This window comes from Pseudomonas sp. 58 R 12, from assembly GCF_900005865.1.
Taxonomy (GTDB): Bacteria; Pseudomonadota; Gammaproteobacteria; order Pseudomonadales; family Pseudomonadaceae; genus Aquipseudomonas; species Aquipseudomonas tritici.
Genome location: NZ_CVTP01000008.1, coordinates 33,278 through 45,739, shown reverse-complemented (window position 1 = coordinate 45,739; position 12,462 = coordinate 33,278). Strand labels below are relative to the sequence as shown.

Here is a 12,462-nt window from a genome sequence, read left to right as displayed (position 1 = left end):
CTTGCCTGCCTTGGTGCCTCTGATACACCGAGGTGCTTTCATCGCAGGCAAGCCAGCTCCCACATTGGCGCAGCGGCGTAACTCAGTCCTGATTCAGCCCAACCCGATACAGCACGCCATCCTCCTCATCCGTCAGCACGTACAAAAAGCCATCGGGCCCCTGCCGCACATCGCGGATCCGCGCTTTCAAGCCGCCCAGCAAACGCTCCTCGTGAACGACCTTGTCGCCATCGAACTGCAACCGAATCAACTCCTGGCTGGCCAGCGCGCCAATAAATACGTTGTGCTGCCAGGCTCTGAAGCGGTCTGCATCGTAAAACGCCATCCCGCTGATCCCCGGTGATTTCTCCCAGACGTGATGCGGCGGCACCGTGCCCTCCACCGTCTTGCCCTTGGCTTCGGGTATGGGTGTCAGCGAATAGTTGATGCCATGGGTTGCCAGCGGCCAGCCGTAATTCTTGCCCCGTTCGATGATGTTGATCTCATCGCCGCCGCGCGGCCCATGTTCGTTTTCCCAGATCGTGCCGCTCCACGGGTTCAATGCCAGGCCCTGGGGATTACGTTGGCCGTAGGACCAGATCTCCGGGCGTACGCCTTGCTGGCCGACAAACGGGTTGTCATCCGGCACGCGGCCGTCCGGGTAGATGCGCACGACCTTGCCTTGCAACTTGTCCAGATCCTGGGCCGTCGGGCGATCGTTGTTTTCCCCAAGGGTCACGAACAGGTAGCCGTCACGGTCGAAGGCCAAGCGCGAGCCGAAGTGATTGCCGTTGGACAGCTTAGGCTCCTGGCGCAGGATCACTTTGAAGTCGGTCAAGCCACTGAGGTCAGCCGCCAGGCGACCACGGCCCACTGCAGTGCCGGCCGTGCCGCCCTCGCCGCCGCCTTCCGCGTAGGACAGGTAGACCATGCGGTCCTGTTTGAAATCCGGCGACAGCACCACGTCGAGCAGACCGCCCTGCCCTTTGGCCCACACTTCAGGCACGCCCTTGAGTGGCGCGGAGAGCTTGCCGTCCGGGCTGACAAAGCGCAGGTGGCCGGGGCGTTCCGTCACCAGGAAGCCTTGCTTGTCCGGCAGAAAGGCCACCGCCCATGGATGGTCCAGGCCTTTGGCAATCGGGGTGGCAGTGATGCTGCCTTGTTCGCTGGGAAACTGCTGGGCCTCGGCGGCGACAGCGGCCGTCAACGGCAGCAGCGTGGTTGCGCAAAGGGCGGCTAACAAGGTTTTGCGTAGAAACATAAGGCGGGATCCTTACCGGCGATTGCCGCTGGCGTCATAAGTAGGGGCTTTGGTTTCGGTGGCCGGGCGGTTCGGGGTGGCATCGCGCTGGGGATAGCGGTTGCCGATGCCGCCGTTCTCCAGGGTCGGCGTACGTGTGGTCGGCCCAGTCTGAATACCGCGAATGGCCGGCGCATTGGGCTGGGTGCCCTGCATGCTATTGGGGTTGGCCCGGTGAATCGGACCGTTGTTGGAGTTGTTGTTGCCGGGCAGGTTTTGCGCATAGGCCAAAGGGGCAAGGGCCAAACTCAACACCAGCGCCGCAACGTGACGCACACAGCTGTTCATGACAAAGCCTCTCTGGGGCGAGGAGTACGTGCTTTCGATAACACGCTACGCCTCAGGTTCGGCTTTCGACACTAAATAGTTTCTCATCAGGTGTAACACGATCTGTCCGTGCATCTGTCCGTGGAAACTTTTCGCACAGGGTCCGAGTCACCAGAACACAGCCTCTATGTAAGGAATCGCACATATGCCACGGGCAATCTGGAAAGGCGCCATCAGCTTTGGCCTGGTGCATATACCGGTGTCACTGGTCTCGGCCACATCATCACAGGGCGTTGACTTTGACTGGCTCGACAAACGCAGCATGGACCCGGTGGGCTATAAGCGCATCAACAAGACCACCGGCAAGGAAGTGACAAAAGAGAACATCGTCAAAGGCGTCGCGTTCGAGAAAGGCCGTTACGTGGTGCTCAGCGAAGAAGAAATCCGCTCGGCCCACCCCAAGTCGACCCAGACCATTGAAATCATCGCTTTTGTTGCCAGCGACCAGATTCCGTTGCAGAACATCGACACCCCCTACTTTCTCGCCCCGGACAAACGCGGCGGCAAGGTGTATGCGTTGCTCAGGGAAACCCTTAAAAAAACCGGTAAAGTCGCCCTGGCCAATGTGGTGCTGCACACCAAGCAACACTTGGCCGCATTGATGCCCCTGGACTCGGCCTTGATACTGGTGATGTTGCGCTGGCCCGCCGAGGTGCGCAGCCTGGACGATCTGGAACTGGGCAGCGACGTGACCAAACCCACATTGGCCAAAGGTGAGTTGGACATGGCCAAGCGTCTGGTGGAAGACATGAGCGCCGACTGGCAACCGGATGACTACCGCGACAGCTTCCAAGAGAAAATCATGGCGCTGGTGGCCAAGAAGGCCAAGGCCGGCAAGATCGAGGACGTGGAAAGCAGCACGGACGGTGAGGAGCGTAAATCTGCCGATGTGATTGACCTGACGGAATTGCTCAAGCGCAGCCTGGCCGGTAAGCCGGCGAAGAAGCCTGCGGTGAAGAAATCTACCAAGGCCTCATAAGTCATGCCAAAGCCCCTCAGCGACTACAACCGAAAACGCGACTTCGGGATTACCGCCGAACCGGCAGGCAGTGCGCCCGCCGGCAAACGGAAGGCCTCGGCGCTGTCCTTCGTGATCCAGAAACATGACGCGCGCAACCTGCACTATGACTTCCGCCTGGAGCTTAATGGCGTGTTGCTCAGTTGGGCGGTACCCAAAGGCCCGAGCCTGGACCCGAGCCAGAAACGCCTGGCCGTCCACGTTGAAGATCACCCCCTCGGCTATGGCAGCTTCGAAGGCAATATTCCGGCGGGTCAGTACGGCGCAGGCGACGTTATCGTGTGGGACCGCGGCGTGTGGCAACCCCATGACGACCCGCATAAGGCCTACGCCGCCGGCAAGCTCAAATTCACCTTGGTTGGCGAGAAGCTCTCAGGCGACTGGACCCTGGTGCGCACGCGCCTGAAGGGCAGCGGCGATAAACAACAATGGCTGCTGATCAAGGAAAAGGACGCACAGGCACGTCCTGCCGATGACTACGATATTGTCCAGGCCCAACCGAACAGCGTGCTCAGCAACGCCTCGGTCGGCAAACCCAACGCTAAAGCCAAACCCAAGCCCAAGCCGCAAAAAACCGTAGCCACCCTCCCCGAGCAATTCGCCCCGCAATTGGCCACGCTGGTGGACCGCGCGCCAGAAGGCGACTGGCATTACGAAATCAAGTTCGACGGTTACCGCATGCTCGCGCGCATTCGTGACGGCGAGGTACGCCTGTTCACCCGCAACGGCCATGACTGGACCGAACGCCTGCCCCGTCAAGCCAAGGCCCTGCAAGCGCTGAAACTCAAGGACAGCTGGCTCGACGGTGAGGTGGTCAGCCTAAACGGCGACGGCCTGCCGGACTTCCAGGCGCTGCAAAACGCGTTTGATATTGGGCGCAGCCTGGACATTGTCTACTACCTGTTCGATGCGCCGTTCCTCAATGGCCAGGACCAACGCCAGGCGCCTGTCGAGGAGCGCCGCGCAGCCCTCAAGGCCGCGCTGGCCGGTAGTCGAAGCAAGTTGCTGCGCTTCTCCGAAGCGTTCACTGCGCACCATCGTGACATCTTTGAAAGCGCATGCGACCTGGCCCTGGAAGGCGTGATCGGTAAACGCCTGGGCAGCCCCTACGTGTCGAGTCGCAGTGCCGATTGGATCAAGCTCAAATGCCGCTTGCGCCAAGAGTTTGTGATTGTTGGCTACACCCGGCCGCAGGGCTCACGCAGTGGTTTCGGGGCGCTGTTGCTGGCGGTGAATGATGATTCCGGGCTGGTGTACGCCGGGCGGGTGGGCACAGGCTTTGATCAGGCGTCGCTGAAGTCGATCTACGCGCAACTTACGCCATTGGAGTGCAGCACGTCCCCCCTGGAAAAACCGCTGACCAGCGCCCAGGCCCGCGGTGTGCATTGGGTGCAGCCGACGCTGGTTGGCGAGGTGCAATTTGCCGAATGGACCCGGGAAGGCGTGGTTCGCCAGGCCGCGTTCGTCGGCATGCGGACCGATAAACCGGCTGCGCAGATCATTCATGAGCAACCGCGCACGGCCAAATCCATGAAAACCGCAAAAAAAACCAGCGGCAACGTGAACATCACCCATCCCGACCGCGTAATCGATAAGCAAACCGGTACGCAAAAACAGCAACTGGCGGAGTTCTACGACAGCATCAGCCAATGGATTCTGCCCTTCCTGCGGCACCGTCCGGTTTCGCTGCTCAGAGCGCCTGAGGGCATTGAAGGCGAGCAGTTCTTCCAGAAGCATTCCGAGCGGCTCGCGATTCCTAACATCAAGCAACTGGATCAGGCGCTCGACCCTGGCCATGCACGCCTGATGGAAATCGACAGCGCCGCTGCATTGATCGGTGCGGTGCAAATGGGCACCGTGGAGTTCCACACCTGGGGCGGCACCACCGACAAGATCGAAACCCCGGACCTGTTTGTGCTCGATCTCGACCCGGACCCGGCACTGCCTTGGAAAGCCATGTTGGAGGCGGCGCAGCTCACGCTGTCGGTGCTTGACGAATTGGGACTGCAAGCGTTCGTCAAGACCAGCGGTGGCAAGGGCCTGCACCTGGTCGTGCCACTGGCGCGGCGCGACAATTGGGACACCGTCAAGGCATTCGCCAAGGCCATTGCCCAGTTCATGACCGCGCAATTGCCGGAGCGTTTTACCGCAACGTCAGGGCCCAAAAACCGTGTCGGCAAGATCTTTATCGACTACCTGCGCAATGCTCGAGGCGCCAGTACCGTGGCAGCCTACTCCGTGCGTGCGCGGCCTGGATTGCCGGTGTCGGTGCCGGTCAGTCGTGAGGAATTGAAGGGCTTGCGTGGTGCCCAGCAATGGACGGTCGCCAACGTGCATGAGCGTTTAAAGGCGTTGAAGGTTGATCCCTGGGACGGGTATGCCAATCGCCAGAAAATCAGCAAGAAGATGTGGGATAAGCTGGGCGCCCATCCGCCGCCGTGAAGAGCGCCCAGAGTGCGCCTCAGATCAGTACAAAGATCAACGCCAACCCAGCGAAGATCGCCCACTTTTCCAGGTAGTAGCGCATGCGGTTGCGCTTTTTCAGCGCTTTGCCGCGCAGACGGATTTTATACAGGCGCGCGAAGGCGCGGTTGAGCCCCCCGGTCTGGTCACCGGCATCGTTAGGCGAGCCCGCAGCGGCCATGACGGTACGGCTGAACCAGCGATTGAACGCCGCGGCCCAGCGGTACTTCATCGGACGCTCGATATCGCAGAACAGGATGATGCGGTTCTGCTGCGTGGTGTTTTCGGCGTAGTGAATGTAGGTCTCGTCGAACATCACCGGCTCGCCATCACGCCAGTAGTAGTTTTCGCCATCCACATTGATGTAGCAGCCCGGGTCATTCGGGGTATCCAAGCCCAAGTGATAGCGATACGAGCCTGCATACGGGTCGCGGTGGCGCACCAGCCTGGAACCTGGCGGCAGTTCGGCGAACATCGCGGCCTTGATCGAGCCAATGCCCTGGACCAGCTCAGTGGTGCGCGGGCAGAGCTTCATCGCGGAAGGATGGCTGTCGCCATACCATTTCAAGTAAAAGCGCTTCCAACCGGATTTAAAGAAGGAATTGAAACCTACGTCGTTGTACTGGTCCGAGCGCTTGATCTCCCCGGCGCGCATCAGGGCCAGGCCTTCCTGGCGGATTTCTTGCCAGTGCGCCTGCAGCGGGCTCAGGTCCGGGAAATCGCCGGGCGACAGATAAGGTCGGCTGGACAGTTTAGAGAAGAGGTAGAGAAAGCAGTTGACCGGTGCCAGGAAGGTCGAATGATCACTGAGTTGGCGGCCTAGCTTATGCCGCACCCGACCGCGCAGGTGTACATAGGCAATCGAGGCAACGTAGAGCATTACAATGATGAGTTTCACGGGGATTCGTCACACGTCAGAAGAAAACAGGCAGCTCCTGCGTGCCCACTACGGCCGAGGTTGGAGAGCAACACCTGAAATCACAATTCACACAATCGGCACGACCGGCTAAGTGACAATCCGACCCGTAGCCCTTTGCCGTTATTTAGCCACAAGTTGTAACCAAAAGTTAAACAAGAATTGTGAAAAGCTGTCTTGTGAATGTGATGGGCGGGCTTGTTGTGTGGCAAGCCCGCGAGGGGTTCGGCCCGTCCTATTGGCGTGGCAGCCGACGCTCATCTAACACAGAAAAGGGTCCGGATTCCTGACGAACTTGGACGAAATGCCGGATCAACGCCACCAACACGCCCAACATCAGCCCTGCCACCAAGCTCAATGCAATGATCAAGGCCTTCCTTGGCTTGATTGGGTTCAAGGGCTCTTGCGCCTGCCGGTCGACTGTCACCAGTTTCAGCGCACTCATGTCGATATTCAGGCCACGCAGCCGGGCCTCCTCTGCCCAGAGGGGTTCAACGTCTTGCAGGAATATGTCTTCATCTTTACGGTTTTCGAGGACCTCCACTTGGCGATTGACGTCAAGCATGCGCAATTCCTTGCCAATATCAGCAATGCGACTGTTGGTAAAATCATCATTGGTTCGTTGGGTCAACGCGGTCCGCTCGGCTTGCAACGCCTCGGTGCCCATGAAGTACAACGGAATCTTCTGGTTGGTCACTTCAGTGCGCATCACTTGGTTCGCGCCACGAAGTGCATCAGCGCCCATGGCAGAAGGCGTGGTGGGGTGCTTGATGCCGATTGACTTGGCTATCGAGATAGCCTCAGCCAGTTCGGCCAGCCGATTGGTGCGTTGCGTCCTCATCTGCAGGCGTAACGCGGTGAGCTCGTCTTGCAACTGAGCGCGTTTGACTTTATCCGCCTCCAGCAATCTGGCGATTTGCGACGTTTTGCCGGCTTCATAGTTGGCACGTGCCGCATCGATCTTGCCTTTGAGCTCATTGAGGCGATTGTTGACGATCACCTTGAGGTCCGCCCCCACCTGATCGCGCTGCTGCGCGATGGCGTAAGCCACAAACCCGTTGAGAATTGCCACCCCGTCGATCCCATTGGGGTACTGCATTTCCAAGCGGATGGACGTGTTGAGGACGTCAGGCTTCTTGGGGTCCGGCAGCACCAGGCGAATGGCATTATTGTTGAATGTCTCAAAGCTCTGCTCCAGGCTGCGCCCAGGCTGCTCAAACGCCTCGAACAGCGCGGGATTGGCCCTGAAGAAGCCCAGGCGCGCTTCGTATGAGTCCAACTGTGCGCCTACTTTGCTCAGCGCCTCGGCCGGCGGTAGCTTGTACACTTCGGAACGGTTGAGGGCATCCAGTTCATTGATTGCGGCAGGCCGCAGCACACTGCTGACCTGGTAAACCGGGGTCGCAAGATACGCGTAGCCTACTCCCAGAAGGCCCGCCAGGATCGTGCAACCAATGACCAGTTTTTTTTGCTTCCAGATAGCACCGAACAGTTCAAAGAGATCGATTTCATCCGACGGTAAATGGCGATGCAGCTGGGGAGTGTTATTCAAAATTAATACACCCTGGTGAGTTGAAATCCAGCGCCCATAAAACACAGACCTGGATAGCGACTGAATAAACAGGGGGCAACGTCCGGGCCGGAGCATTACGCGGCCCTCTGCCGGCAAAGGGACCACCCCCATCCACTGAAGCATTACACCTAAGCAACAAGAGGCTTCATTTCAGTGACACGGGTGTCATGACTGACAGGCACCGAGCGTAAAGGAGGTCCGTTACAAGACGTTACCCGGAGGCCAGGCAACGTAACGCGAATTGCCTGTCTTTTAAGGAAGAATTTCTGTGAAAACTAAAAAATAGGATTATTCCTACGCGTAATTACGCAAAAAGTAATAAGAAATGCTGCATTTCCTCTAATGAACGACGGAACCCCCTTCAGCAAAAAGGAATTTGTATGTCATCTATAACAGACCCCGATTTCCAAGCCCTTCAAGGTGCCTGGGAACAAATAGCGCTCGAAGACAGTGGCGTGCTCAACCCCGTCGATGCCCACAGCGCCCCGGGTGCAATCACCACTATTACCGGCGACCGATTCGAAGTGAAGACCGTCAGCGGCGAGGTATTGCTGGCTGGCCGGTTTTCCCTGGACAGCAGCACCGTTCCCAAGAGCATTACCTGGATCGACTCCATAGGGGATGACGCAGGCAAACACTTGCCTGCCAGTTATCGCCTTGAAGAGGATGAATTCGTGTTTATTGCAGCCGATGAAAGTATGCCCAGGCCAATTGCGTTCAGTACTGGCCCAGGTCAAACCATGCGCACTTTCGTGCGGCGCGCCTGATCGGAACGCCATCCGAATGAGCGACAGTATTTTCACAAAACCTTCACCTTCGGGTCTATAGGGTGAAGCCTACCTACTCCAGTGAATCCCTTAGCCCGCCTCTCCTCGCGGGCTTTTTTTTGCCTGTCGACTATCGGTTCAATCGGCGCGCTTGATGGCGGTCAGGGTGAAGCACATCGGCAATTGCGCAGGCTGGTGTTCGTACCTGTCGTAAAGCTCTTCGCGATTGGAGTGGGGATATTCCTGCAAGTCGCTGATCTGTAACTGCGCGCAGATCGCGGCATTTACCACCTCACCCAACGTGTGCACGTACCAGTAGGACGTTGGCCCGGCAACTTCGCCCTGGCCTTCATAGACAATTGACTCCTGCAGCACAAAGGGCTCGCGCTGGAAGTAAGAGCTGGCTGGCAAGAAGGGGTTTTGCGCCCGAGGATCAAACACCTCCAGGAACGGATGGGTTTCATACATCACCAGCGTGCCGCCAGGTTTCAAGGTGCTGGCGACGTGGCGCATGAACAGCGCCACATCCGGCATCCAACCCAGCACGCCGATAGTCACCAAGGCGATATCGAAGCGTTGGTGCAAATCCTGCGGCAGGTGATGGATATCGCTTTCAATGAACTCGGGATTGTGCGGCGAGACACTGGCCAGTTCACGGGCCTGCTGCAGAAACGCTCGTGATTGATCCACTCCTACCGCCGAGCGCGCGCCCAGGCCAAATAACGACAAGGTTTCACGACCGTTGTTGCAGCACAGTTGCACCACATCCTTGCCGGCTACGCCGATGTCTTGCAGCAAGCCGGTAAGGGTGGGGTCCAGGCAAGAAAAACCGGCGTCACCCACGCTGTTGAGCAACGCGTTCCAGGTGTCGGTGGTTTTATGCAGGTTGGCAGATTGGTCCCAGGCGTCCTTGTTGCTGGCAATCGCCTGTTGCGCTGAGGGCATGTCCATTGCATCTCCAGATAATCAATACGGCGGGACTCAGAAAATAAGCCAAGTGCCCATGGATGAAAACCCCGAGCAGCGTGCGAAACTTATCGCAAATCCCATGGGTCATTAACGCAATGAGCGTTCTGCCCTCGAACGCCGCCTCCGAAGATCTCGCCATGGACAAACAGTCTGACGTGCGTAACGCCTTGTCCCTGGACAGCCTCAATTTCTTCCTGGCGGACGTCCGCGATGGCCTGGGCCCCTACCTCGCCATCTACCTGCTGGCCGTGCATAAATGGGACCCGGCCAGTATCGGCGTGGTCATGACCCTGGCCGGTATCGCCGCGCTGCTCACCCAGGGCCCGGCGGGCGCGCTGATTGATCGCACCCGCAGCAAGCGCGCCGTGATTGCGCTGGCCGCCATCGTAGTGACCCTCTGTTGCGTGCTGCTGCCTTTCGTCAGTTCTTTCGGCCTGGTAGCGCTGACCCAGGCCGCCAGTGCTGTTGCCGCTTCGGTGTTCGCTCCGGCGATCAGCGCGATTTCCCTGGGCATTACCGGGCCACGCGCCTTCACCCGTCGTACAGGGCGTAACGAAACCTTCAACCACGCGGGTAACGCCGTGGCCGCACTGCTGGCTGGTGGCCTGGCCTACCTGTTTGGTCCTGTGGTGGTGTTTTACCTGATGGCGTTTATGGCAGTCGCCAGTGTCTTGGCAGTGAGCTGCGTGTCAGCAGCAGCGATCGACCACGAAGTTGCCCGCGGCTTCGATCCTGAGCATCACACCGATCATGAACAACCTTCCGGCCTCAAGGTATTGCTGGCGAACCGCCCGCTGTTGTTATTCGCCATCTGTTGCGCCCTTTTCCACTTGGCCAATGCCGCCATGCTGCCGCTGGTCAGCCAAAAGCTCTCACAGATAAACCTGCAAATGGCCACGCCGCTGACATCAGCCTGCATTGTCGCCGCGCAATTGGTGATGGTGCCGATGGCCTGGCTGGTCGGGCTCAAGGCCGACATCTGGGGGCGCAAACCCTTGCTGATGGCCGGTTTCATGATCCTGCCGCTGCGCGGTGTGCTCTATACGCTGTCCAGCGATCCTTACTGGCTGGTGGCGGTGCAAATGCTCGACGGCATCGGCGCAGGGATTTTCGGCGCGTTGTTCCCGGTGATCGTCAAGGACCTGACCCAGGGCACCGGCCGCTTCAACGTCAGCCTGGGCGCCCTCTCCACCGTATTCGGCCTGGGGGCGGCGCTAAGCAGCAGCCTGGCCGGTTTCGTGGTGCAGCAAGCGGGCTACAACGCGGCGTTCCTGACACTCGCCGGCGTTGCCGCGCTGGCCCTGGCGCTCTTATGGCTGGCGATGCCGGAGACGTTGGTGAAACCATCCTTCGCTCGACATACAACTGTCGCCTGACATATGCGACAATGCGCGCCAAATTCCAACACACATCCAAAATTTTCTGCTCAGCGACCGGGTTTCGCGCCTTGATGTCGCTGTTGACGCATGCCTGAAGGCTCCTGCCGACACGCTCGCAACCCATTGATAGGTAAAGTAATTGATCTCCACAGCTAACATCACCATGCAGTTCGGCGCCAAGCCGCTCTTCGAGAACGTCTCGGTCAAGTTCGGCGCAGGCAACCGTTATGGTTTGATCGGTGCCAACGGTTGCGGCAAGTCGACCTTCATGAAAATCCTCGGTGGCGACCTCGATCCGTCCGGCGGCCAGGTCATGCTGGAGCCGAACGTGCGCTTGGGTAAGCTGCGCCAGGACCAGTTCGCCTACGAAGAATTCACCGTGCTCGACACCGTGATCATGGGCCACGAGGAACTGTGGAAGGTCAAGGCCGAACGCGATCGTATCTACTCGCTGCCGGAAATGAGCGAAGAAGACGGCATGGCCGTGGCCGAGCTGGAAACCGAATTCGCCGAGATGGACGGCTACACCGCCGAATCCCGCGCCGGTGAGCTGCTGCTGGGCCTGGGCATTCCCCTGGAACAGCACTTCGGCCCGATGAGCGAAGTGTCCCCTGGCTGGAAACTGCGCGTATTGCTGGCCCAGGCGCTGTTCTCCGACCCTGAAGTGCTGTTGCTCGACGAACCGACCAACCACTTGGACATCAACACTATCCGCTGGCTGGAAAACATCCTGACCCAGCGTTCCAGCCTGATGATCATCATCTCTCACGACCGTCACTTCCTGAACAGCGTGTGCACCCACATGGCTGACCTGGACTACGGCGAGCTGCGCCTGTTCCCGGGCAACTACGACGAGTACATGACTGTAGCGACCCAGTCCCGCGAGCAATTGCTGTCGGACAACGCCAAGAAGAAGGCGCAGATCTCCGAACTGCAATCCTTCGTCAGCCGCTTCTCGGCCAACGCCTCGAAAGCCAAGCAAGCCACCTCCCGCGCCAAGGCGATCGACAAGATCCAGCTGGCCGAGGTCAAGCCTTCGAGCCGTGTGAGCCCGTTCATCCGTTTCGACCAGAACAAAAAACTGCACCGCCAGGCGGTCATTGTCGAGCGCATGGCCAAAGGCTTCGATGGCAAACCGCTGTTCAAGGACTTCAGCTTCCAGGTTGAAGCAGGCGAGCGCGTGGCGATCATCGGTCCGAACGGTATCGGCAAGACCACGCTGCTGCGCACCCTGGTCAACGAACTGACGCCGGATGCCGGTAGCATCAAGTGGACCGACGCGGCTGAGCTGGGCTACTACGCTCAGGACCACGCCCATGACTTCGAAGACGACATGAGCTTGTTCGACTGGATGGGCCAGTGGACTCAAGGCGAGCAAATGATCCGTGGCACCTTGGGTCGCATGCTGTTCTCCAACGACGAGATCCAGAAGTCGGTGAAGGTGATTTCCGGTGGTGAGCAAGGCCGCATGCTGTTCGGCAAGCTGATCCTGCAAAAGCCGAACGTGCTGATCATGGACGAACCGACCAACCACTTGGACATGGAATCCATCGAGGCCCTGAACCTGGCACTGGAGAACTACCCGGGCACGCTGATCTTCGTCAGCCACGACCGTGAGTTCGTATCCTCCCTGGCCACCCGCATCATCGAGTTGAGCGCCACCGGCGTGATCGACTTCAGCGGCACCTATGACGACTACCTGCGCAGCCAAGGCGTGGTGTTCTAACCCGACTTGCCCTGCTGACCGGACTTACCGTAGTGAGCGGGCTTG

At 59.0% G+C, this 12,462-nt stretch carries 10 protein-coding genes; 5 read left to right on the top strand and 5 right to left on the bottom strand.

The features are described 5' to 3' along the window. Positions 1-82: 82 nt before the first annotated feature. Together BFP95_RS03645 and BFP95_RS03640 are read right to left on the bottom strand one after the other, a co-directional pair. Positions 83-1,240, bottom strand: a complete 1,158-nt coding sequence (locus tag BFP95_RS03645; protein ID WP_065909294.1) for a PQQ-dependent sugar dehydrogenase — start codon at positions 1,238-1,240, stop codon at positions 83-85. Between the two features lie 12 nt (positions 1,241-1,252). Next, a complete protein-coding gene (locus tag BFP95_RS03640) occupies positions 1,253-1,567 on the bottom strand; it encodes a hypothetical protein (RefSeq protein ID WP_065873195.1) in 315 nt (104 codons plus the stop codon). A gap of 184 nt (positions 1,568-1,751) precedes the next feature. On the opposite strand from BFP95_RS03640, the gene BFP95_RS03635 reads away from it, so the two are divergent. Together BFP95_RS03635 and ligD are read left to right on the top strand one after the other, a co-directional pair. Continuing rightward, a complete protein-coding gene (locus BFP95_RS03635) occupies positions 1,752-2,585 on the top strand; it encodes a non-homologous end joining protein Ku (RefSeq protein ID WP_065873196.1) in 834 nt (277 codons plus the stop codon). 3 nt (positions 2,586-2,588) lie between these two features. Next, complete coding sequence (gene ligD / locus BFP95_RS03630; RefSeq protein ID WP_065909292.1) at positions 2,589-5,066, top strand: DNA ligase D; 2,478 nt, start codon at positions 2,589-2,591, stop codon at positions 5,064-5,066. Positions 5,067-5,085: 19 nt separating this feature from the next. Here ligD and lpxO read toward each other — a convergent pair whose 3' ends face one another. Continuing rightward, on the bottom strand, positions 5,086-5,985 hold the full coding sequence (gene lpxO / locus BFP95_RS03625) for a lipid A hydroxylase LpxO (RefSeq protein ID WP_065909290.1): 900 nt from the start codon (positions 5,983-5,985) through the stop codon (positions 5,086-5,088). 253 nt (positions 5,986-6,238) lie between these two features. After that, on the bottom strand, positions 6,239-7,555 hold the full coding sequence (locus BFP95_RS03620) for a Wzz/FepE/Etk N-terminal domain-containing protein (RefSeq protein ID WP_065909288.1): 1,317 nt from the start codon (positions 7,553-7,555) through the stop codon (positions 6,239-6,241). A gap of 401 nt (positions 7,556-7,956) precedes the next feature. Between BFP95_RS03620 and BFP95_RS03615 the strand changes: the two genes are divergently transcribed. Beyond that, a complete protein-coding gene (locus BFP95_RS03615; RefSeq protein WP_065873200.1) occupies positions 7,957-8,343 on the top strand; it encodes a TIGR03067 domain-containing protein in 387 nt (128 codons plus the stop codon). A 138-nt stretch (positions 8,344-8,481) separates the two neighbouring features. On the opposite strand, the gene BFP95_RS03610 is transcribed toward BFP95_RS03615, so the two are convergent. Then, entirely contained in the window at positions 8,482-9,294 is an 813-nt protein-coding gene (locus tag BFP95_RS03610) for a class I SAM-dependent methyltransferase (RefSeq protein WP_065873201.1), read from the bottom strand. Between the two features lie 155 nt (positions 9,295-9,449). Between BFP95_RS03610 and BFP95_RS03605 the strand changes: the two genes are divergently transcribed. Together BFP95_RS03605 and BFP95_RS03600 are read left to right on the top strand one after the other, a co-directional pair. Then, on the top strand, positions 9,450-10,688 hold the full coding sequence (locus BFP95_RS03605; RefSeq protein ID WP_065909286.1) for an MFS transporter: 1,239 nt from the start codon (positions 9,450-9,452) through the stop codon (positions 10,686-10,688). A 142-nt stretch (positions 10,689-10,830) separates the two neighbouring features. After that, positions 10,831-12,417 (top strand): ABC-F family ATPase, encoded by a 1,587-nt coding sequence (locus BFP95_RS03600; protein WP_082224316.1) that lies wholly within the window; start codon positions 10,831-10,833, stop codon positions 12,415-12,417. Positions 12,418-12,462: the final 45 nt, after the last annotated feature.

Coding starts and splice junctions, on each gene's coding strand:
- BFP95_RS03645 (WP_065909294.1), bottom strand. CDS start 1,240: ATGTTTCTACGCAAAACCTTGTTAGCCGCCCTTTGCGCAACCACGCTG.
- BFP95_RS03640 (WP_065873195.1), bottom strand. CDS start 1,567: ATGAACAGCTGTGTGCGTCACGTTGCGGCGCTGGTGTTGAGTTTGGCC.
- BFP95_RS03635 (WP_065873196.1), top strand. CDS start 1,752: ATGCCACGGGCAATCTGGAAAGGCGCCATCAGCTTTGGCCTGGTGCAT.
- ligD (WP_065909292.1), top strand. CDS start 2,589: ATGCCAAAGCCCCTCAGCGACTACAACCGAAAACGCGACTTCGGGATT.
- BFP95_RS03615 (WP_065873200.1), top strand. CDS start 7,957: ATGTCATCTATAACAGACCCCGATTTCCAAGCCCTTCAAGGTGCCTGG.
- BFP95_RS03610 (WP_065873201.1), bottom strand. CDS start 9,294: ATGGACATGCCCTCAGCGCAACAGGCGATTGCCAGCAACAAGGACGCC.
- BFP95_RS03605 (WP_065909286.1), top strand. CDS start 9,450: ATGGACAAACAGTCTGACGTGCGTAACGCCTTGTCCCTGGACAGCCTC.